At 38.6% G+C, this 22,629-nt stretch carries 22 protein-coding genes and 3 pseudogenes; 6 read left to right on the top strand and 19 right to left on the bottom strand.

Translation table 11 applies throughout. The annotated features are described in order from the left end of the window. Nucleotides 1-2 precede the first annotated feature (2 nt). The gene (locus tag UB51_RS24865; RefSeq protein ID WP_044879602.1) at nucleotides 3-1,103 is read right to left on the bottom strand and encodes an acyltransferase; all 1,101 of its coding nucleotides are present in this window, start codon (nucleotides 1,101-1,103) and stop codon (nucleotides 3-5) included. Nucleotides 1,104-1,147: 44 nt separating this feature from the next. Then, nucleotides 1,148-2,473, bottom strand: a complete 1,326-nt coding sequence (locus UB51_RS24860) for a glycosyltransferase family 2 protein (protein ID WP_044879601.1) — start codon at nucleotides 2,471-2,473, stop codon at nucleotides 1,148-1,150. Nucleotides 2,474-3,147: 674 nt separating this feature from the next. Here UB51_RS24860 and UB51_RS24855 point away from each other — a divergent pair. The 5 genes and pseudogenes from UB51_RS24855 (at nucleotide 3,148) to UB51_RS24835 (ending at nucleotide 7,261) form a co-directional block, all read left to right on the top strand. Next, nucleotides 3,148-4,107 carry a helix-turn-helix transcriptional regulator gene (locus UB51_RS24855; RefSeq protein WP_044879600.1) on the top strand — a complete coding sequence of 320 codons (960 nt, stop codon included), beginning with the start codon at nucleotides 3,148-3,150 and terminating at the stop codon, nucleotides 4,105-4,107. Nucleotides 4,108-4,207: 100 nt separating this feature from the next. Then, nucleotides 4,208-4,659 (top strand): annotated as a pseudogene (locus UB51_RS24850) (SRPBCC domain-containing protein). Nucleotides 4,660-4,891: 232 nt separating this feature from the next. Further along, nucleotides 4,892-5,146, top strand: a complete 255-nt coding sequence (locus UB51_RS24845) for a FeoA family protein (RefSeq protein WP_044879599.1) — start codon at nucleotides 4,892-4,894, stop codon at nucleotides 5,144-5,146. Beyond that, complete coding sequence (locus UB51_RS24840; protein WP_044879598.1) at nucleotides 5,143-5,874, top strand: FeoB small GTPase domain-containing protein; 732 nt, start codon at nucleotides 5,143-5,145, stop codon at nucleotides 5,872-5,874. The genes UB51_RS24845 and UB51_RS24840 overlap by 4 nt, the downstream gene beginning before the upstream one ends. After that, nucleotides 5,852-7,261: a nucleoside recognition domain-containing protein gene (locus UB51_RS24835; protein ID WP_044879597.1), complete on the top strand. Its 1,410-nt coding sequence runs from the start codon at nucleotides 5,852-5,854 to the stop codon at nucleotides 7,259-7,261. The genes UB51_RS24840 and UB51_RS24835 overlap by 23 nt, the downstream gene beginning before the upstream one ends. Before the next feature lie 102 nt (nucleotides 7,262-7,363). Here the strand turns inward: UB51_RS24835 and UB51_RS24830 are convergent, their stop codons facing one another. The 3 genes and pseudogenes from UB51_RS24830 to UB51_RS24825 all read right to left on the bottom strand — a co-directional run bounded on the left by UB51_RS24830 (nucleotide 7,364) and on the right by UB51_RS24825 (nucleotide 9,036). Continuing rightward, a complete protein-coding gene (locus UB51_RS24830) occupies nucleotides 7,364-8,008 on the bottom strand; it encodes a hypothetical protein (RefSeq protein ID WP_044879596.1) in 645 nt (214 codons plus the stop codon). Nucleotides 8,009-8,234: 226 nt separating this feature from the next. Further along, a pseudogene (locus tag UB51_RS29865) lies at nucleotides 8,235-8,333 on the bottom strand (GAP family protein); the annotation flags it as partial. 481 nt (nucleotides 8,334-8,814) lie between these two features. Further along, nucleotides 8,815-9,036 (bottom strand): helix-turn-helix domain-containing protein, encoded by a 222-nt coding sequence (locus tag UB51_RS24825; RefSeq protein WP_044879595.1) that lies wholly within the window; start codon nucleotides 9,034-9,036, stop codon nucleotides 8,815-8,817. A gap of 178 nt (nucleotides 9,037-9,214) precedes the next feature. Between UB51_RS24825 and UB51_RS24820 the strand changes: the two genes are divergently transcribed. Next, nucleotides 9,215-9,553, top strand: coding sequence for a hypothetical protein (locus UB51_RS24820; protein ID WP_044879594.1), 339 nt, complete (start codon nucleotides 9,215-9,217; stop codon nucleotides 9,551-9,553). A gap of 105 nt (nucleotides 9,554-9,658) precedes the next feature. Here the strand turns inward: UB51_RS24820 and UB51_RS24815 are convergent, their stop codons facing one another. The 14 genes and pseudogenes from UB51_RS24815 to UB51_RS24750 form a co-directional block, all read right to left on the bottom strand. After that, nucleotides 9,659-10,480 carry a hypothetical protein gene (locus tag UB51_RS24815; RefSeq protein ID WP_044879593.1) on the bottom strand — a complete coding sequence of 274 codons (822 nt, stop codon included), beginning with the start codon at nucleotides 10,478-10,480 and terminating at the stop codon, nucleotides 9,659-9,661. A gap of 260 nt (nucleotides 10,481-10,740) precedes the next feature. Beyond that, nucleotides 10,741-11,169, bottom strand: a complete 429-nt coding sequence (locus tag UB51_RS24810; RefSeq protein WP_044879592.1) for an SMI1/KNR4 family protein — start codon at nucleotides 11,167-11,169, stop codon at nucleotides 10,741-10,743. Then, nucleotides 11,170-11,997, bottom strand: coding sequence for an HNH/ENDO VII family nuclease (locus tag UB51_RS29210; RefSeq protein ID WP_234405504.1), 828 nt, complete (start codon nucleotides 11,995-11,997; stop codon nucleotides 11,170-11,172). A 75-nt stretch (nucleotides 11,998-12,072) separates the two neighbouring features. Continuing rightward, complete coding sequence (locus UB51_RS29860; protein WP_044879591.1) at nucleotides 12,073-12,372, bottom strand: nucleic acid/nucleotide deaminase domain-containing protein; 300 nt, start codon at nucleotides 12,370-12,372, stop codon at nucleotides 12,073-12,075. Between the two features lie 120 nt (nucleotides 12,373-12,492). After that, on the bottom strand, nucleotides 12,493-12,990 hold the full coding sequence (locus UB51_RS24790; RefSeq protein ID WP_044879590.1) for an SMI1/KNR4 family protein: 498 nt from the start codon (nucleotides 12,988-12,990) through the stop codon (nucleotides 12,493-12,495). Continuing rightward, complete coding sequence (locus UB51_RS27475) at nucleotides 12,987-13,160, bottom strand: HNH endonuclease (RefSeq protein ID WP_082063247.1); 174 nt, start codon at nucleotides 13,158-13,160, stop codon at nucleotides 12,987-12,989. The genes UB51_RS24790 and UB51_RS27475 overlap by 4 nt, the downstream gene beginning before the upstream one ends. Nucleotides 13,161-13,190: 30 nt before the next feature. Further along, nucleotides 13,191-13,442, bottom strand: a pseudogene (locus tag UB51_RS24785) (HNH/ENDO VII family nuclease); the annotation flags it as partial. Between the two features lie 283 nt (nucleotides 13,443-13,725). Then, nucleotides 13,726-14,202, bottom strand: a complete 477-nt coding sequence (locus UB51_RS24780) for a DUF6985 domain-containing protein (RefSeq protein WP_044879589.1) — start codon at nucleotides 14,200-14,202, stop codon at nucleotides 13,726-13,728. A gap of 20 nt (nucleotides 14,203-14,222) precedes the next feature. Continuing rightward, on the bottom strand, nucleotides 14,223-14,423 hold the full coding sequence (locus tag UB51_RS24775) for an HNH endonuclease (protein WP_044879588.1): 201 nt from the start codon (nucleotides 14,421-14,423) through the stop codon (nucleotides 14,223-14,225). Between the two features lie 371 nt (nucleotides 14,424-14,794). Beyond that, entirely contained in the window at nucleotides 14,795-15,703 is a 909-nt protein-coding gene (locus UB51_RS24770; RefSeq protein WP_144407067.1) for a hypothetical protein, read from the bottom strand. After that, nucleotides 15,636-17,294 carry a hypothetical protein gene (locus tag UB51_RS24765; RefSeq protein WP_144407066.1) on the bottom strand — a complete coding sequence of 553 codons (1,659 nt, stop codon included), beginning with the start codon at nucleotides 17,292-17,294 and terminating at the stop codon, nucleotides 15,636-15,638. Before UB51_RS24765 ends, UB51_RS24770 begins: the two co-directional genes overlap by 68 nt. Nucleotides 17,295-17,500: 206 nt before the next feature. After that, complete coding sequence (locus UB51_RS24760; RefSeq protein ID WP_199924970.1) at nucleotides 17,501-17,872, bottom strand: hypothetical protein; 372 nt, start codon at nucleotides 17,870-17,872, stop codon at nucleotides 17,501-17,503. A 347-nt stretch (nucleotides 17,873-18,219) separates the two neighbouring features. Next, nucleotides 18,220-19,452 (bottom strand): ADP-ribosylglycohydrolase family protein, encoded by a 1,233-nt coding sequence (locus tag UB51_RS24755; RefSeq protein WP_234405503.1) that lies wholly within the window; start codon nucleotides 19,450-19,452, stop codon nucleotides 18,220-18,222. Beyond that, complete coding sequence (locus tag UB51_RS24750) at nucleotides 19,452-22,628, bottom strand: ADP-ribosyltransferase (RefSeq protein WP_044879584.1); 3,177 nt, start codon at nucleotides 22,626-22,628, stop codon at nucleotides 19,452-19,454. Before UB51_RS24750 ends, UB51_RS24755 begins: the two co-directional genes overlap by 1 nt. Nucleotide 22,629 lies beyond the last annotated feature (1 nt).

Here is a 22,629-nt window from a genome sequence, read left to right as displayed (position 1 = left end):
TGTTAACTTTTACCTCCAAATAATATTTGTGTGATATATTTATTTAGATTTAAGACCTTAACCGTGATATAGCTAATTGAGAAAATAACAGCCACATTAAAAATAAGACTAAATGTGGTTTGGAGTAAAGTAGCATCTATTTCTGCTTTTCTAGATACCATGATTTCAACTAACAAATGAATTAAGTAGATACTAAAGCTTGCTTTGGAAACGGAGCTAATTATTTTTTTGATTTTGTAATTGATCTTCTCACTAATAACCGTTTCTTTTTCTTTGAAATAAACAAATATTCCAGTAGCCATAAAAAATGTTGTGAGTGAATAAGGGTTGTAGAACATCTCATCTAGAATACCACTGTAAAAAGATGCAAAATACGTAGCTATTGGCGCTACAAAAAAGGAGATTACGCCCAAGTTATAGAAAAGATTTTTGGCTCTCAGCGATATCGTATAGTTATAGAGATAATACCCTAAAATAAAATATCCTAGATAACCTGTGAATAAAGGGATATTGGTTATAGGGATATTGATATACTCGGAGGTCGTCCTGAACACGATATCTGAGATAAATCTATAAACCACACTTATCAAGAACCAGCACAGTAGAAAATATCTTAAATCTTTTTCACTGCACGCTTTTACCAACCTACTAATTAATGGAACAGTTATGTAAATCGCAATAATTGCATATAAAAACCATAAATGCACATAATTTCTATCGTACATTAAACCATACGCAAACTGAACGAAGAAATCATAGACACCCATGCTACTTTTTAGAATGAAATATTGGGTGTAAATGGCATAAATAAGTGACCAGCTCACTAAAGAAATGATTAAAGGAAGTACTTTTTTTATATAAAATCGTCGATATGACTTCACTTCAACTCTCAAGATCATCGAGCCACTAATCATAAAAAATACCGGAACGGCAAATCTGGATATCGAATTGAAAATGTTACTAATCCACCATGATGATGTGTTGAAATCATTTGTCCTTATAAGTAAGTCTGCCGTGTAGTGCAAAATAATGACAGCTATGATGGACAGTATTCTTAAAATATCTATAAATATAACTCGTTTATCCTTTAGTATATGACTCATTTGTGCCTCCTATAGCAGTAGTTTTCTCATAGTTATTGTAGGGATTAACTTATGCTTGAAACACCTTTTCTCTCAACGAACCCCCAACCCTCGTCATTATCAAAGTATTTAAACGTGCCTACGATATTCATATAAAGTAACAGATTTCGATAGGTTAATAATTCAACCTGGCTAAACACAAACATCCGGAAATAATCTTTAAGTGAATAATTGCTGCCATATTTTTTGCATAAGCATAGAGAAACCCCAATTTGCAGCGCATTAATTAAAAGAACAGACGACATAAGAATGATAATTTGAAAAAAATTTGTACCTAGAAAGAGACTTTGTATGATATAAAAAATGGTTGTAAATGCAGTTAATGTGCCTAGAACAAATCCATCGATAGCAAAAAAGATACTGACGCCAAAGCTAAACTTTCGCGATAATTTAGACCAATAGATTAATATGCAATCTACATAAGCTTTTTGCCAACGTATTCTTTGCTTATAGAAGTTAGTTATGTTTTCTGGGCATTCCGTGTAGCATACAGCTTCTGGTGCGTAGACAAGCTTCTTATCCAAGTTATTCGCTTTAATGTACTCGTGAATTTTTAAGGTGATATCAATATCTTCACCTACAGTGCTTCTAAACCCGTTTACGTCTACCAATAAACTCTTATAAAAAGCGCCGAATGCTCCTGAAATAACGACAATGGAATTAAATGCGGATTGTGTTAGTTTTCTCACATAGAAACCATGGATGTAACTGATCACTTGGCTTTTTATAATACCTTTGCCAGTAAATTTATCTATGATAACTCCGTTCTTTTTCTCAGCGCCCTGTACGATCTTTACAGTACCGCCTAAAGCGATGATCTTGTCATCATGGAAATATTGATTCACATATTTAAGCGAGTTGATTTCTAACATGCTATCTGCGTCTAGCGTGATAACAATATCAGAATTTGCGCAATCAATACCCGCATTAAGAGAATCTGCCTTTCCACCATTAAATTTATCAATTACAAATATGTTTTTATATTTTTCCGAATGATAGATTCCTTTAATAGCTGCGTATGTAAGCTTACAATCTGCCTCTCTTTCACTTAGCGATAAGTCCAAAAGCTCATTTAACTTTTGAAAGGTTTGATCCTTCGAACCATCATTAATAATGATGACTTCGTAGTTACTGTAATTTAAGCCTTCCATTGCATCTATACAATTCTTAATGGTGAGCTCCTCGTTATAGGCAGGAACTAAAACGGAGATAGATTTTTCAGCGCAATCGGTATTTAATTTCTTGACTTTACTGGAAAACAAGGGAATAACTGTGTAAAGAATTTGAAATCCAATAAAAATGATGGTTGACATATAAAAAAAGAACTGCATATCCTCACTCCTTTTTATCTATTTAAAGCTAGTAATTCTATGAATTAAACTGCTCTCCAGACAGTTAATCCGACACTAAATCCGATAAATCCATTTTGCCAACGGGTTCAGACCACCACGTGTGAGCTAGATCTTTTTATCGTGTCCAAGCGACAAAATAATGTAAATAAACGGGTTTAATTCACTAACATTCTTCGACAGTAATTATTAATAAATAATAGTAAATAAACCCAAAAATAGCAACCTATGAAAGCGCTGTTATTGTTATTTTCTGAAAAATATATTTATTTTTTTATTTTGTACATACAATTATTTACATTTTACATTATGAAAAACGAAGAAAACGGGATATATTATAGAGATATATTGAGGAAATAGCAGATTTTAGCATATAAGTATATTATCATCCATTCATATCATTTTTCATCTGATAAGAGAGGACAACTCGTCCTCGAAGTTTAGGTTTAAGAAAATATGAATCTAGTAAACGAATGTTTCAAATTTAGGGTATTAAGCGAAAAAAAGCGGAGAAAAAGACACCTTTGTTTACGAATCATCATTCCAAGCTGCGGCGAGACTGAAGCTCGGAACTGGTATAGCCTAGATTTGGCAGAATTGAAGATTCAGTGCTACACTGGGTGTAATTTATGAGTCTTTGGGGAGGATACATCCTGATGTCTAAAGCCGATCACATGCTATCCATTCTCTGGATGCTAAAGCAACGGAGAAGAACCGCCATGGAACTCGCGGAGGAACTTGAAATCAGTATCCGCTCGGTATACCGATATATTGATGCTCTATGCGCTAGCGGTGTTCCCATTTTCGCCGATGCCGGACCGGGCGGCGGTTACAGCCTGCCGAAGCATTTTACCGATGCCCCTCTATTTTTCGACTCCGAGGAGAAGCGGGCACTCGTTCAAGCCTCCGCCTTCACCCGCGGAACCGGATACCCGTATGTTGATGCCCTTGACCGGGCAATTGCCAAGTTGAAACGGTACAGTAATACCGAACAAATAGAGCATATGGAGCGTCACGAGAGCGGCATTGAAACGCTCTACACTCTTTCTGCGCCGCTGGAGCATCTGCTGGGAGAGCTGGAATTGTCTATTGCAAATGGAAACACACTACAAATGGAATATCGTAAGGGAAATGGAGAAACTACTTCTTCACGGTCCATTAATTCTTATGGACTGGTGCTGTGGAGAGGACAATGGTACACCGTGGCTTATTGCCATCTGCGGCAGGAAATTCGCAGTTTTCGGGTAGACAGAATTAGCGGACTGCTGCGAACACAGACAAGCTTTGTGCGCCCCACCGATTTTTCTGCACGCGAGTTTCTGCTGCAGAGTCTACTTCCAGATCACAGTAAAATAGAGAATCTGATTACGGTAGTCATAGAATCCAGCGAAAGAATACTTAATGATCTGTGCAGCCATTGGTTGTTCGGACATACGCTGGAGCATCGCACGAAAGATCAAGCCCGTTTTTTGTTCGATGAGACCTCTTTATTTACCTATGTACCATACTTTCTTCTACCTTATGGAAAAGCACTACACATATTAGAACCTCTAGCTTTGAATCACCGATTGGCGGCTATTGCTTCAGAGCTATCCCTCCACTATGAAACTTTATAATATTCCGCAGGATCACTGACCGTAGTTGTCAGTGATCCTTTTGTATAGTGTAACTAGGTCTGAGGTATACATGAAAGTATCACATAAGGAGGAGTATTGGATGAAGGAACTGAAATATAATCTTTATATTGGTGGGACACTGGGGCAGGTATGGGACAGCCTCATCTCTCCGGAGAACACAAAGCAAATCTATTACGGGAGTGTAATCCGTTCAAGCTTTAAGGAAGGTGATCTTCTGGAATATGTCGGGCCGGGTGCTGAAGGAGATGAAACCGTTCATGTGTATGGTACACTGCTAGAGTATGCTCCAGAGAAGGCATTACGCTTCACTCACAAGGTAGGACCCTCTTACCTCAATGGAGAGGACATCTATGAATCCGTATTTCATGGCTGCTGGAACCGGTTGGCGGCTGCACCAAGCTGACTCTCATTCATGATGACTGGCACCCTAACGACCCATCTTATGCTGCAAGCGATAGCGCATGGTGTCAGATTATTAGCAATATAAAGACCATGGTGGAGACCGGCCAGACTCTTGACTTCGGAAACTGAGAATGAGAATGGAGCATAAAAGAAAGGCTTTGATAGAACTTCCACCCCTAACCCTCGCGGAGTAGACAGCATGTCTGTCTACTCCGCGAGGGTGTTTTCATTTTGCCTTAGCGCAACTTTTTTGTTGCAAGGACAAATTTATTTACGTATACTAATATTGTGGCAGACTACAAAAGTATATCCGATGGACAACATATATCGCACGAATCAGTAGATGAAAGAAGGAGATCCTATGGCTGGAACAGGTATTCCTTTGTCTGAAGCCAAAAACGGCAGCGTGCTGCGCATCAGCGGCATCGAAGTACAGGGCGTGTTAAGAAGAAGATTACTTGACCTTGGTTTTGTGGTTGGGAATGTCGTAGAGGTACTGCGACGCAGTCCTCTTGGAGATCCCACAGCCTTTCGGGTAAGCAACACGACTATCGCCCTTCGCAAGGAAGAAAGCTCACTGATTTACGGAGAATTGATCGGAGGTGTAGAGACATGAGCCATTATACCGTCGCTTTTGCAGGCAATCCTAATACGGGCAAAAGCACACTATTCAACCTGCTAACCGGAATGCGTCAGCATACGGGCAACTGGGCGGGCAAGACAGTCATTACCGCCGAAGGACAATTCACCCACAAAGAGCACACGTATCGCGCGGTCGATCTTCCCGGAACGTACTCGCTGTATTCTAACTCCGCTGATGAAGAGGCCGCCAGAGATTATATAATTTTTGAGCAGCCGGATGTGACGCTTGTCGTGCTTGATGCTACTTCGCTGGAACGCAATCTGAACCTCGCACTTCAGGTACTGGAAATCACCGGACGGGCGGTTGTCTGTATTAACCTGATTGATGAAGCTCGTAGACTTGGCATCGACATCAACCTAAAGGCGATATCTAAGCGGCTCGGCGTTCCTGTAGTAGCGATATCGGCACGCAATAAAATAGGTATTGAAGCGTTATTGGATCAGGTGGAACGTGTCGCTACTGGCGCCTTCACTGCCCAGCCACTGCGAATCACTTACACCGATGAAATTGAACGGGGAATTGCCCAGCTCACGCCAATGGTAGAGCAAACGATCGGTTCTAAATATCCGGCACGTTGGATCGCACTACGTCTATTGGACGGTGACGACAGCCTCCTTGCTTCGCTCAAAGCAAACATGGGCCGCGAAGCTACTCACGTAACAAAGGAGGTTATCGGCCATGGAGTCACCGCATATCACTAAGGGACCTGACGCTCTTGATTCCCTCCTGTCCGCAGGAAAGAAACTCGCTGATGGGGGAACGATACGGGATGAAATTGTCAGCGGAATTTACGGTGTATCCGCAGGCATCTGTAGTGATGCCGTAACCTACCGTGATAAGAAGAAGCTGAACAGTACTTATAAGCTCGACAATATTGTCACCTCCAAAATATGGGGGTTCCCCATTATGCTCTCCATCCTCGGTGTCGTGTTCTGGATTACGATAGCTGGTGCCAATTATCCTTCAGGTTGGCTCGCTTCCTTCTTCGGTTTCGTTGAAGGCTATCTGACCGCAGGATTCCAAGCCGTTCATGCCCCGGATTGGCTACACGGTGTACTTGTTCTGGGACTATACCGGGGTACTTCATGGGTTATCAGCGTTATGCTGCCACCGATGATGATTTTCTTCCCCGTATTTGCACTACTGGAGAATTTCGGTTACCTGCCCCGTGTCGCTTTCAACATGGATCGGTTATTCAAGAAATCGGGCGGTCACGGCAAGCAGGCTTTGACCATGTCAATGGGCTTCGGCTGCAACGCGGCCGCTATCCTCTCTACTCGTATTATCGAATCGCCTCGTGAACGGATGTTGGCTATTCTAACCAATAACTTTGTACCCTGCAACGGCCGCTGGCCTACCCTGATTCTGCTGTCATCACTATTCATGTCAGGAGCGGCGGCAACCGGTGCAATGCGTACTTTAACAACAGCATCCGTGCTGATGGGTATGGTACTGATCGGTATTATCGTCACATTGACTGTCTCTTGGGTGATGTCTAAAACTGCGCTGCGCGGCGTTCCCACGCATTACACGCTGGAGCTCCCGCCGTATCGCCGTCCGCAAATTTGGAAGACTATTCTTATCTCCTCCAAGGATAAATCATTAAACGTACTTACTCGGGCCATCATCGTTGCTGCTCCCGCGGGGATCATCACTTGGATACTAGGCAATATGTTCGTTGGCGGAGAAAGTATTCTGAACCACATGGCTTCTTTCTTCGATCCTTTTGCTCACTTGCTAGGGATGGACGGTTATATCATGATGGCCTTTATCCTTGGGCTGCCTGCGAATGAAATCGTATTGCCAATTCTACTCATGGGCTATATGTCCTCTGGAGCTATGGTCGATATCGACAGCCTTGGTAGTATCAAGGATGTTTTCCTGAATCACGGCTGGACATGGCTAACAGCGTTGAATATGATGTTGTTCTCCCTACTCCACTATCCGTGCGGCACGACTCTCGTGAACATTTACAAGGAAACCAAAAGTATGAAGTGGACCATACTATCAGGAGTTATACCGCTCGGCATCGCCATTGGCGTTACATTTACTGTTGCGCAGCTTGCTCGGGTGTTCGGCTGGGTATAATTCAATTTAACAATACAAAAATAACGGACGCCTAGAATTACTTCTAGCGTCCGTTATTTCTATTGTGATACAGAAATACGACCTTGTTGGATTATGAGTAATCTAGTTGTTTCTCTTGATAAATGTCATGATTGGTGGATTCTTCACTCTGTATGCCAGCACTGCCATACCAATTAACAATGCAATCCCCGAAATAATTATAGCGCCGGTAGGTCCGATGAAAGCCATGGCCTTATATAAATAATATACCGATGCTTTAACTACTCTAGTTCTACTAAGACCATTCTGTGCCTCTTGGGCAAACCAAGTCAAAAATACACCTGAACCAATAATGATAAGCAGTGCTAATAATGGTTTAAATGCTGCAGTCCATCGGCTATACTCCTTCACTTGGAAACTGCAGTCATCCTTAAGATACTGGTATAATTCTTGGAGAAATTGCTCCGTTCGCTCGCGGTTATCTATAGAGAGGAAGTCTGTTTCTTTCTTACCATTCACTTTAGTTTTAACCGTGATTATATGCGTTTTTTGGTTAGATGACACTCTTACTATAGTGTCAATATTATGTACCTTATTTTGATCCAAACTATCAATAAAGTCTTCTTCTCCATATACACTTTCAATAAATTGTTCAGCTTCATCTTGCTTTACTTCGTCAAATATGTAGTCTGGTGTAAGAATGATGACTTTATTTGAATCTGAATCTATGGGATAGATTGTAGCTTTAAACATCTCGTGCTCTGTCAATTTATACACTCCTTTTATGGTTTATGGCGCTATTAGTTGAATAAATCTAGAACAAACCGAAGAACAGAATGAATTTATGTATTGGCATGAATTAAATATAGCTTCTTCAACTTGTGGTTAACCTCTTAATTATTCGAAAAAAGCGGATGAATAAACACCTGCTTTTCTACCAAAGATCCATTATTTACTTTATCGGAATAATAGCTTAATTTATGAGTTTTAAACCCTACAAATAATCCAAGCTATTAAGAATCAGAATTATTCCAACAATACACATAATCCACGAAAGAGCCGACCGTGAATTATTAGCGATTTTCATCCGAACTACGGCTCGCTCTGGTGTTTTCACTATTTTTTTACTTGCATTGAATGCACTAATCCCTTTTCCCACGAACTTGGCTCCCGCTTCTCCCCATCCTACGAATGGAATCGCTGCCTATATATCGAAATAGGGTATTCTACAGTCAGTTTCGAATCAATTTGAAAAAAATACAAGAAAACGAATACAACAAAAAACAGGTCAATCATGGTAGTATCTGACCATAATCAACCTGTTTAATGTAACCGTAAAACGTTATCTAGGGTATAATATTCAATCTTTTCTTGTGCGTACAAACGAATCGAAGAAATCATTGTGGCGGTATTACAATGGTTAAGTGTTCCATTTCGTGAAAGATGGAGTCACTTCGTACTGTTAGCCCCCAAGTTATAGAACTATATCTTGGAATCATCTGTAAAATCTTTTGTGATTTATTGTTTTAACTAGCTCCATACAGCTACCCGGTAGATGGATATGGAGGAACAACCTAATCATTCTCCTCAACTAGCGTAATGATCTCTCTAATATCTGATATCTTAAGTATTTCAGCGATCTGCTCAATGTGACGGAAGTTGATGTTTTCTCTCTTACCATTGATAAGCTCAGAAATAGCAGCCCGACGGACATCAGCCCTTAAAGACAATTCATTCATGGTCATACCCTTTCGCTGTAACGATTCGTCCAGTGTCACACGCACTTTCTTAGTCATATTCACACGCTCCAAACTATCATCATTTTAGTCATTGACTGTACCTATAAGCGTACGATATAATTCCTTTAAATGACGTACGCTTATGCGTACAAATCAACAAAAAAATACATGTTCACCGTTGGTTTTGGAATTCGAAGTATGTCACTATAAAAATAACGAAAGGTCGTTGGTTTACTTGCTTGAACAAATTTGTATTGTTTTGGGTCCATATGATGCTGACGATCTTAGTTATGAAATTGCTTTGGGTTACCTCGTCGATTACAATCATGCTATGTATATTACCGGGGGTTATCTCTGGTTCCGAAAGGTTCGTAAAATCTCTGATCATTCCCATTTGTATACTGAAAGCACCGACGTGGCTGTTATAATACTAGCTACAGGTGTGACCCGTGAGGATACGATTGTAATTACTGAGATCTTTCAAAAACTGAAGACCATGAATGCATTAGAATTTTTGATTTCAGAATTGATAAATTTAGCATCCGGAGATTTATTTTTAAATATGGAGATTTGATACAGGCATACATGGCTCAAATACATTTCCATCCTTTTCTAACTGTATTCCAGAATATTCAAAATAAGATTCATTATTTTTTTCTTACTTCAACTCTTATCACCTCTATATTGTTAAAATCTTTTTAAAATTGCATGGGTTAAGTTCTCCAGATACCTGATAATATATTCCTTGAGCAAGCACGTCAGCCATCTTTTGTGACTCTTTTGCTTCTTCTTTTGTCCTTATCCCCAGAACATTCTTTGATGGAAAAAGAACATTCTCAATGACTTTGGTTAAAACATAGTCCCCTGCATCCTTAACCATGTTACCTAATCCAACAACCATACCCCATGCCTCTTGATTACCCGCTTTATTCTGTTGAATCATTGACGCAATAATCCGCTCAGACTTCACTTGTTCTATTCCCTTATCGGCCACTTGCTGTTCAAACTCGCTTAATATTGCGGGATACGTCGTTTCATACCCTTTCAAGGCTGATAAAACAATCTCATTGCTAGTCATGTTGACATCTTCTACGAGGTCCAATTTATCTGCATTTACCATTATATTCAGTCCCTCAGACGCCTCAATATGAACTTCATTTCCCTGAAGATTTAGGCTTTCGGTTGACTGTATATGTACCGTTGTCGAACTATTTAATGTTATACCGTGGCTTCCATTCATCGAGATGTACAACAAGCCTTCCTTGGCCGTCATGACGAGTTCACTTTCACTCATGGTAAATTCCTTACCCTGTGGATTACCGAATGATTTCACACTCGGATTCCCCATCTTTTGTTGACTTTTCTCGATGTACTCGCCTTGAGGTTCAAGTCTTACGAAATGGATCACCATCGCTTCGCTTTCGTCTTTGCATAACACCTTTACTATAGTTGTCGTGCCATCCATCTTGAAAGGTGCGATTTTTTTCTTTCTCAGTATCACTATCGTTATATGGTATTCTACAGTTGCGAGTAATTTTGAAAAAACCGCAAGATAACAAAGGTAACAAAAAACAGATCAATCATGGTGGTATCTGACCCTAATCGACCTGTTTTATGTAACGCTTTAGCGTTATTTAGGTTATAATTGTCAAGCATTATTGTGCGTACAAACGAAATGACGAAATCTTTATACGGGTATTACATGGGTTAGATGTGTTATTGGTTGAATGATGGGTTCATTCGACACTGGGTAGCCCCCAATTAACAGTTAAAATAATCTTTCAAAAAATCTTGGAAGGTTAACCATGATTCTTTTAACTGACCTTGTATAAGCAAATCATCTCCGACCTCGAAATTAACTTTGTAGACCTTATCCGTAACGGTATCCAGAACAAGTACCGCATTTGTTGACATCTCGCTTAAAACAAGATACTGTTTCGGCCATCCATGCTCTCTCCGAGAAATAAATGTATACGACTCAATATTATTTTTTTCCTCTACGATATCAAGTAACTCAAAAGGTACTACTTCTTCCCAAAACGGCCCCATATACTTATTGTAAAATTCACGAAACGTATCTGATACAACTACATCTAAGCGAATTAACGCTTCGTGCACTTCAGTTTTATTTTGACGCTTGTAAGTGTCTTCTTCAAGGATTCCCTCTAATTTTAACGGTAAATTACTCATTTAGTTCCCTCCTAATTCATTAAGTCCCCGTTTTTTCCAATAGTTAATAGAGTCTACTTTTTGAAATGCTTCTCTAGTTGCTTCATCCATAGGGTAAAACGGATTCAGTTTACCTTTATATGGATGCAATGGAGCTCTTTTTGTATTACTGATATTATGATACCTAGTTGATGCTTCATATAAAGGCCCAATTCCTTTCTGTTGTGAATGATGTAATGTTGCAACACTACCTGCATCATCAAGAATTGGAGCTAAACCATGTTTTGCGGAGGCTTCTGCGTTGGTTAAACCACGTCCCTTTCTCGCCCCAGTTGTTCGAGTCATATCCCAATCAATATCATTTCTTTGATAAACTTTATAAGTAAATCCTGTTCCATCTTTACCTGCATTATATTCTACACTTCTTGTGAAATACTTATTATTCTCGTAGTCCTTAAGGTGACGATAAGTATCATCACCCGTCCCCTCAGTGCCCCTACCATCCCTCTTACCCCCACCCTCATCCATCTTCCTAGACGTGAATTGGTAATCCCGATTTTTCACAAGTTGTTTTCTTTGGAAGCCGTTTCCTGTTGTGAGAGTCACCACTTTGAACGGAGGGTTATTCTTTAAGCTGGTCATCATTTTACCTTGAAGGATATTGGATAGTTTCAGTTCATCCATCAACTTATTCAAGGTCATCGCATTCGTTTTAAATTTACCGTCTTTCATCGCTGCATCTGTGAAAAAAGCGGCCAACTTAGCCATTAGTGGCGTGCCAGTCCTGTTTCCGGGTAGCTTTCCTCTTGGGGCTAGTTTAACTGATTTTTTGACCACACTTTTTGCCAAACCTGTCCAACCTGCAAGATCCATCACATTGGAGGCGGCTTGGAATTGCTTTTGTCCATTTTTTAAGTGCTCGAGCTAAGGCAGTATTCTTTTATATCTTGAAGCCTTGTCCCCATATTCAAAACTATAGGTTACTTCAGTATCAGGGAGTTCATTGGTAAGTAACTCTTTACATTCATGACCACCAAGATTACAGGGTTCTCTTTCAGTATAAACTCGATTGACTATATATTTCTGCTCGTTTTTTTCCGCAGCATTTTTTTCATCTACCAAAAAGTTTCGTTTCAGAGTATTCAATAGTTGAGAAAATATTTGAAAAACTGGGAGAAAACGAAGATAACAAAAACAGGTCAATAATAATGGTATCCGAACCATAATCGACCTGTTTTTTGTTACGCTACAACTTTATTTAAATTATTAAAGCACTACTGTAAGTGCAAACGGATTAATGAAATCTTTGTAGTGATGATAAATGGGTTAAGTGCATAGTAATTATTATTTTTCGTTTCCATACAACTTAGTTAGAAATTTCGAGAATGAATCCGCCACATAGAATATAGCTTGTTCTTGCAGTTCTTCAAGTTTCCCATTTTTGAATTCTTCATCGGATATATCCTCGTGCGAAACGGCTTGTTCATGTTCCCAAAAAACTATTTTAGGTTGTTCTGCATTTCTGTAATCAAAACAAATGTAGTTTCCAGCAGGGTCTGAAGCGAAAGGAAATACTTTAGAAGGCACTCTATCCTTTATTTCCTTGTACACTTCTACTATGTTTTCTCCTTCAACTTCGTAAGTAAATGACAAGAGTCCACCAAAAACCTTCACTATTCCCTGTACATCAAAAACATTTGGATTCACAGTTGCTCCATCAAATTCCATTACAATTTTCACATACTCTTGAGGAAGCTTTACGTTGAATTCATTTTCAACTTCAGTTACCTGATTTTTTGTAATTTTTCCAAAAGCTAATTCCCATTCAACATATTGACTCATCTAATTCCATCTCCCCAAAGAGAATTTCCACCTAAATGGTTTACCTTGTGGACGTTAGTTGGCACTAATTTCATTTTCCTGGAACTTGGGTTCTCATCAGAGATTCCACCAGTAAAATCAGTATCGTCAGAGTGTTCTTGAATAAAAGCAATCAATTCGTCACGTTCCAATTTCTACCCCTCCTAAAAAAACAAATTATTTTACTCTTTCCCTTTAAGTTGTTTGGCTCTCCATCTCCAGTGCTTTGACCTGAAATTGTTGTACTGTTTTTCTAATGCAGGATTATTCCTAAAACTACCACCGTTTTCAACTAGCCCATGCAATATTTTACTATATTCATAATGTAAACTAGCAGGTAATTCTACCATTGGGCCAGGTTCTAACCGGATGGTATAGTGAAGTTCTACTTTCGTACCATCTTTCCAATACGGTGGTCTACCTTTTTTCATTAACTCAAGGTTAGTTAATCCAGTTTTTGGTTTTTAGAAGCTACCGAGACAAGTGCAAAAAAAGCCAATTCCTCCTCATAAATTCAAGTTGGAATAAGCCTTTGAAAGTTTATCAAGTTGTTTAGTGTTTGGTTTGTTGTTATTATTGTATGATCCTGCTTCTAAGAAGTAAACATTCTATCTATCAAACTTATTAAACAGAATTCTCACTCCGCTTATGAAGGTACTACCCTCTTCTCTGTTATATCAACCAATTGTGGACGCCATCGCCTTTTTATTTTAAAAGTTAAAGTACAATATCTTGAAGGCCTACTTCTAATACTTTTTCGTCTTCAATACTAATACCTAATCCATGTTCTCGTTCCCAAGTACAATCGCATAATATCCCTACTCTTCTAATACCGTCATCGAAATCATATCTTATTAACAAACATGTAGGCGTTACAAGTTTTCCTAATTCTTCTATTGATGAAATCTTAGGAGCAATTTTTTCAACTTCTTCACTATCACTTTGCATCGCTCGATAATCTTCAAAGTTTTCTAAATAATACTTAAAAATCTCATCTTCGCTTTCCTTTACTATGTTGGTTATATTTGCTTTAAATTGCGAAAAAGCATCCCTTTGGTTTGGAGTAATTTCCTCATTCTCTTCACCATAAATGTTCAAAAGTATTTTTGGGTTTTTTCCAAACATGGTTATCTCTGTTGTTCCTATCCACAAATCCTCATAAACAATTTCTCCAAACAACTCATCTTTTTTCATTTTCAGATTATCGTCCTTTCTTATTTAACTTCACTTACACCACCAAGGTGCCCAAATTTAGAATTAATACTACCTGAAACCAATTGCATGTTTTTTCCATCTTTAAGCTCATGCCAAGTGTACTTGTTTTGCACTCTCCATTTTGCCACTTCAGCCTTTGTCCACTGCTTTGCAAGCAATTCGTCTGCTTTTGAAAAATTAGAAGGTCTTGAAACAGACATACCCGTTGCGATTCATTTTGAAAAAACTCAAGAAAGCGAAGATAACAAAAAACAGGTCAATCATGGTGGTATCTGACTCATATGCTTTGAAGCATTTATATGTATACAAAGAAAATAATAAATATTCTATTCTAATTACATGTACTACACATTTTAAGATATTGAAAATGATTTAGATAATTTCATACCGTCAAACTCATTCCCTCATCCTTCGTCTTCTTCTATAGATGATATTTGGAACGGTTCAAGATCTGGTAATGGGAAGTTGTTTTCTATACTCTCTAAGCAGTTCGCGTTGTCACTGATATAGCGGTAGAACAGAAAGAAACCCCAGACAAGTTTCCAGTACTCGTTTGGGGGATTAAAATATTTTATATTTCGCTGAGCCTAGCTAGCACTTCCTTAATTCGTAAAAACAAATCTTCCCTTTCGGTATTGGGCAATAACACGCTCAGGTCGCTCATCTTAAATTGCTCAAGTTCAGTTTTTACAATTTTAAGATGTTCATGCGCATGTATTTCTTTATTCAAGAGTAATTCACCGAGCGTGGTTTGAATAATAATATTCTCACCCAAGGTGCAGTTACAAGCCTTCAATCGCTCCAATATTATTGAAGCAAGCTCTTCGACACTATGCTCGCCAATGTTTATATTATCCAAATAATTTTTATCTAGTATCTGTTTATAATACCACGCGTTGTCCATTTCATCCAATACTTCATCACGGATATCCTCTGGATCGTATGTAGTAAGGCTACTACTTGGTATACGAGATCTTCCCAGACGTCCACAAATAACGTCAGCATGATGATAATGTACTCGTCCACCTCGCTTGAATAGTTCAATAATCGGGTCATACATATCTTGAAACTGACAGGCAATTGGAGTCTTTTTATCGATTAAATAGGCCCACTCGAGACTAAATAAACAAGTCCACTTAACTAGCCAGTTTTCTTTTATTAATTCTAATTCTGGACAAATTATTTCAATATCTTCTTGCAGTTGAATCTCACTTTCTTTAGCCGCACTATTAAAAGCACGTCTCATTGGGGTTTCTATTGAAAGATAGTCCAAAAATATCGCTCTTCTTCTGTAAAATTCAAAGAGCAATACTGCATGTGAAGGTTTATCTTCCTCTGTATTTAACCAATCAATATTCTTTATGCATGTTCTAACTTCTTCAAGTTTTTCTTTCAGTGTATTTTCACCTCGATTAATATTTAGGCTTGAATTTTGGATCTGGATAATCACCTGGTGGCTTCGGTGCATTGTCATGGGCACCTGGTGGATCACCTGTCATACCCTTAACAGGATCCCACGACTCAATAGTACGGTATACCTCTCCATTTTGCATTCGTATGCTTTCATCTAGTTCATGATCTGTTAATTGCCTAAACCATACTTTTTCTTCAGGGGATAACTCCCCTGCCAAAGCTTTTTCCCAACCATGAGCTATATCTATATTAGGATCAAAGTACCCCTCATAATAATACTTACCATCTACATGATCAGGCGTCAGATCCACTTGTTTTAGTACCGAAGGTTCCACTGATTTTGGTATGTTCCTACTCCCCTCAGGAACCAACCTCACATTATCCAATATATCCTCGAGATCATCAATATACCGCGCATTAGCTGCCAGATCCCCTGATTTGAGCAATGCCTTCAGCCCTAAACTAATCTCTGCTCCGCCCAATACTAATCCTAAAGCATTGACAACATCTTGATCCATTCCTAGGAACTTAGGGTTTGTATAATATTCTCCATCATAGAGATCACCTAGCTTCTCTGCGTTGATTTTGATTTCTGCTCCGCCAAGGATAAGTTCTCCCGCTACTAAGGTATACAGAAGGAGTGATCCTCCTCCTGTAAACACTGCACTCACGATCGCTACTACCCCAAGTAAAATATTCAGTTCTGCACCCAATATTTGTGGCGCAACCACTTTCTGATAGAACGTAAATCTGGAATACAATTTCGAGGTGTCTTCTGTTTTGCCTAAATACTCTGGTTTCTGTGAGATGGCTAGTAAATCCAGACCGCTTTTCTCAAACAAGCTCTGCAATTGAGCCATCACAGGATCCAAATTTAAGATAGAACTAATAGATTTACTTTCAATACTCTTAGCATTAACTTCCAGAGGCTGCTCACTTTGCGTCTTGCCTTGACTAGCCTTCGTCATGAGCGAACTTTGTAAGTTATAATTCCTTGTATACCCTTCTTTCTCCTCTTTCATTTTTTTAGTTGTTTTCTTGTCCTGCGATTCTTTGACATACTTGGTCTGATACAGAGATCTCAGTTCACTTTCCTCGAGCTGACCCATTCTTTCTCTTGCTTTTTGCTTGGCATCTGGATCTTTCTCGACTCGTTGTCTTATGGCTTCACTAGGGGTGATTTTAGGAGCCTCTCCCCCTTGTGAAGGTCTAGTCCCCATAGCATATACTTTGCTTAGCGATTTGTAATGTTCTCTGACCAATAAGTCACTATATAACTCTTGCAGTTCGGTCGCATTTAACATGTCGACAAGCGGTATTTCTTTCTTTTCAAACCGTACTTCCTTACTCTTAATTCCCACGCGATCCCCTTGAATCGCTATAGGCTCCTGCTTATCAAAGGTTTGAAATGAGATGAAATCATTCGCTATCATTTTTATCGATTCTACCACAAAATTGTTATTGCCCAGTTCCAAACCATTACTTGCTACTACGAAAAGGTATTTGTCTGCTTCGAGCCTAATATTACTACCATCCAAATGAATTCGAACGGAGTCTTTCTCAAATAATACTCCATCATCTCCAAACTCCATTTTTGCTGCCCCCGGCATGTGAAACACCTTTGTCGTAGGCTTTTGAAACACGGTTCTGGACTTCATTTCCTCGCTTCCACCGCGTATAGAATTAATGGCCATTGCTTTCTTTTCAATTCCATTTGGAAAATAGACCTTAATCTGTGCTTAAGTTAGTTTCATTTTTCAGTTTCCTCATACTTTTTCCCGGCATATTAAAAGCCTATTCCTCATTATGACTATCATAGGAATAGGCTTCTCATTACCTTATATATGTTTAGCGTTTGTTATATTTATTCGTTATTTTCCATACTCTTAACTTCTATCATTTTCTGATCAATCCAGTTCATCACCATTTCTACCTCTTCTCGAGGAATCGCCCCCAACTCACTTATATATTTATAATTTTCATAAGCCCATACTAATATGATTTTCACAAATTCAACTGTCTCTAATTTACAGATCGGTTCAACTTCATCTTCTTCCTCATTATAAAAAAGATCTTCAATTATTGTATAATCTCTATGAGATGTAACAAAAGTTACATTACCTCCACGCTCATAACAGGACAATTCACCTATTAATACAGCAAGATAATTATCGATATCAACCTTAAAATCATTATATCTCAAGAGTATCTCTCGTCCTAAAGGATTACCAATCATATATGCGATTTCCAGTGATTTTCCTTCACTAATAAGGGTATTATATATGGGTTATATGGGTTATATGGGTTATATGGGTTATATGGGTTATTGGTTAAATGATTGGTTGAATCGCACTAGGTAAGGGAATGTTTCATCCGCCACCGCATCAGAACAATAAACAAATAACCACAATACGGATGGCTAGCTCGCATTGTGGCATAGTACGATTGTGTTATTAGAGTTATAAATTTAGTTTACACAAAATTCTTAGTAAACCCCAAAATGAGGTCTTGACCAATTTTCATAAGGGTTTTTGTTGTGTTTTACAATCTTGCTACCTAATTTATTTGAAAAGTTAATTCGCCTCATTGTTTCCTTTTAAATACATTATGCATTTTATTTGCTAACTCAATAATCTTCTCTCGTTTTGCTATATCGTTAATCCATTGAATCGGTATTTGCTGAATCCCATAATATATTCCAGCCAAACCACCAGTTACTGCAGCAGTAGTATCAGTATCATTACCTAAATTCACAGCCTTTAATACAGCACTTTTATAATCATTTGTAGTTAACAAACACCAAAAACTTGCTTCTAATGTGTCCATAACATACCCTGAGGAATTTATTTCTTCTTCAGCAAATTCCATCAAGTTCTCTGTAAGTATCCTTTCAAAAAATTCAATTTCAAGTGAAAAGGGTTCTTTCTTACAAAAGAAATTCAAAATGTTATTTCTCATATTATTAAAAGCTTCTTGAAGGGAGAATCCTTTTAAAAGTAATAAAGCAAATTCAACATATATTGAGCATGCTAAAATTGATCTAGGATGCGCATGTGTAATCTTCGATACATCTTGAATAACTTGATACTTATATTCTTCATCCTCAACATGTTGTAAATAAAAAGCTAGCGGGAGTATTCTCATTAATGATCCATTACCGTTATCATTAACTTGTTTAGCACCAGATTCTGAAGGATGTCTACCTTCAATTAATTTTTTTATAGATTCTGATGTAGTTGTTCCAATATCAAACACTTCACCATGCGGAGTCCAATATGAATGTTCATACCATTTTTTCATTTTATCTGCAATATCAAAAATGTAATAACCATTACAAAGACTATCTCCTAAGCAAAAAGTCAAAGAACTATCATCAGACCAAGTTCCTGCTGGTTGATCATGAGTACCGTAACCAATCATATCAATTATAGGATTCTTTTTTAAACTGGCTCTTGAACTAAATTCAACAGGTACTCCTAAAGCATCTCCAACACATAACCCCATTAAACCATCTAACACTTTATTAGGGATTACAGTAGATCCTCTTCTACTTAATGGCTTAAATTGAGTACTTCCGTATCTCTCCTTAATTGGGGAAAAACTTATACCATTATCATTTAAATATTTTGACTTATGGATAACTAAATTATTTGTGATTTCCTTAGGAATCCCTTGTGGAAAAGCTAAACAACAGTCTTTACTTTGAAAATTTGTACAATAAAAACACTGAGAAACGCTACTTACTTGAATATCTTCATCGAGTTCCCAGCGTTGAGCCATAGTCGATTTTTTATTGTTTTTTGACTCCGGTATCATTAGTCATCGATCTCCATTTCAATGAATTTCATCCCGTCTTCTTCCCAAGCTTTTGTAATCTCAAAACTATGTCCCCGACCAAGTAATATTTCACTTTCGAAGTCATCAATAGCGCCAATATTTGCTACGGAAGTACCTTGTTTGATTTTAATTATAGCAAAAATTCCATCATCATCATGAGCCATTGCGAACATCTCTGCGACACCTGGATCTGTACTTGTAGAAACAAAAGCGTTATCAGAATAATTATATGACTGAGTTTTCATAATTCTATTCCAATTATCCACTATTTCTTCACTACTAAAACCTCGGTATAATATCTTGTCTTCCTTCAATACACCTTTGGCTATTGTAGAATCTAATAGTGGTACATATTTTTTAAGATTTTCATTCAAACTGTCATACCGAAGCCCTCTATTTAACTCCTGATAAATATCATTACCTTTATATTTTAATAACGCATTAATTTCAGCTTCGTTTAATGAATTAATCCAACTCTCGGAATTATTAATCGGGTCATGAGTTTCAACTTTACCCGTCCCCTCAGGAGACTTATTTGTATTTGGTCGATCTTTCGGTGGATCAACCGTCCTACTCGGATTCCATTTACTCGTTGGTTCCTTCTTCTTAATAGATTCAAATAGTTCCTTCTCTTTCTTCAAATACACATCAAAGTTAGATGCTTCCCTCGCAGCTTTACTCTTAGCAATATTTGCCTCAATCCTTGCACGTAACTCATTCACATACTCATCATTAATCGAATTCCGCTTCCATCCAGCCTTTAGCGTATCATCCAAAGTATCGAGGTCATCGATAGTTCTCGCATAAGCTGCATAATCCCCTGATTTGAGCAATGCCTTCAGCCCTAAACTAATCTCTGCTCCGCCCAATACTAATCCTAAAGCATTGACAACATCTTGATCCATTCCTAGGAACTTAGGGTTTGTATAATATTCTCCATCATAGAGATCACCTAGCTTCTCTGCGTTGATTTTGATTTCTGCTCCGCCAAGGATAAGTTCTCCCGCTACTAAGGTATACAGAAGGAGTGATCCTCCTCCTGTAAACACTGCACTCACGATCGCTACTACCCCAAGTAAAATATTCAGTTCTGCACCCAATATTTGTGGCGCAACCACTTTCTGATAGAACGTAAATCTGGAATACAATTTCGAGGTGTCTTCTGTTTTGCCTAAATACTCTGGTTTCTGTGAGATGGCTAGTAAATCCAGACCGCTTTTCTCAAACAAGCTCTGCAATTGAGCCATCACAGGATCCAAATTTAAGATAGAACTAATAGATTTACTTTCAATACTCTTAGCATTAACTTCCAGAGGCTGCTCACTTTGCGTCTTGCCTTGACTAGCCTTCGTCATGAGCGAACTTTGTAAGTTATAATTCCTTGTATACCCTTCTTTCTCCTCTTTCATTTTTTTAGTTGTTTTCTTGTCCTGCGATTCTTTGACATACTTGGTCTGATACAGAGATCTCAGTTCACTTTCCTCGAGCTGACCCATTCTTTCTCTTGCTTTTTGCTTAGCATCTGGATCTTTCTCGACTCGTTGTCTTATGGCTTCACTAGGGGTGATTTTAGGAGCCTCTCCCCCTTGTGAAGGTCTAGTCCCCATAGCATATACTTTGCTTAGCGATTTGTAATGTTCTCTGACCAATAAGTCACTATATAACTCTTGCAGTTCGGTCGCATTTAACATGTCGACAAGCGGTATTTCTTTCTTTTCAAACCGTACTTCCTTACTCTTAATTCCCACGCGATCCCCTTGAATCGCTATAGGCTCCTGCTTATCAAAGGTTTGAAATGAGATGAAATCATTCGCTATCATTTTTATCGATTCTACCACAAAATTGTTATTGCCCAGTTCCAGACCATTACTTGCTACTACGAAAAGGTATTTGTCTGCTTCGAGCCTAATATTACTACCATCCAAATGAATTCGAACGGAGTCTTTCTCAAATAATACTCCATCATCTCCAAACTCCATTTTTGCTGCTCCCGGCATGTGAAACACCTTTGTCGTAGGCTTTTGAAACACGGTTCTGGACTTCATTTCCTCGCTTCCACCGCGTATAGAATTAATGGCCATTGCTTTCTTTTCAATTCCACTCGGAAAATAGACCTTAATCTGTGCTCCTTCATCCGGCATACAATGGAAAATGTTATTACCTTCAGGAGAATATGGAAACCACCAATTACCTTGTTCATCATGCTCATTATCGATATCAAGATGAACCTTCACCATATTATTTGCTCGCTTTACAACCCTACCTTCCAACGATACCCCCTGAATGGCTTTATTAAGACGGGATTTGCGCCGGAGAGCTTGTCTCTTTACAAGAGCGTATTCATATTGAATTACGCCCTTTTCGTATATAATAACAGATTCTGTAATGACCCAAATCTGATGCTTAAATCCTACATTTTCTCCGACCTGAAAGTACTGTTTAGACTTTACTCTATAACTAATCCAGTCAGATTCGGAAATAGCACCACTTGCCCCCCCATCTTCAATTTGTGATATGTAACCAAGGTAACTCGCATGGTCTTGAATCATAGAATAACTATACGCTTTTAGCTCTTTACCCCAAGAAAAATCAGGTACTCCAAAGTATATACGAACTGCATCCATCATTACATCAGGGAGGATCACCGTTCCAAGACGAGAGGCTAGTCGTTTCATGAACTGCCAATCCGTCTCCTCATACTGGACCATAAGTTCGCCTAACGTCGCATGTGGTTCAGTGGCTTCATTCTGAGCATCTCCCTTTGGATACCCATCAACAACTTGCCGGATCATTTTAGTATAAGTAAGGTTTTTATTCTGATAAGATCGGCTCTTCGGTGTCAAATCCATCTCATATGATCTTGAGATAGCCTCTACCTCTACATGCGGGATGCCGTCCTCCATCTGAATATCGATACTTGAAATACCTCCAGAGAACCAATACTGTGTACTTTCTTCAGAAGTATGGTGTATTAACACACTATCTTGAAAATTCCCTCTTTGCATACATAAATTCGCTTGTTCTTCTGACATCACCGCTGTAAACGAGCATCTGGCATGGTCGTTGAACTTACGCTCAATTCGAAAACTGCGAATCGCCTTTATTGGGTAGACCCATTGCAGTTGAAATCCATCACCTTTATGCCATGTTTCCATC

It is taken from the genome of Paenibacillus sp. IHBB 10380 (genome assembly GCF_000949425.1).
Taxonomy (GTDB): Bacteria; Bacillota; Bacilli; order Paenibacillales; family Paenibacillaceae; genus Paenibacillus_AQ.
This window is presented reverse-complemented; position numbering and strand designations above follow the sequence as displayed.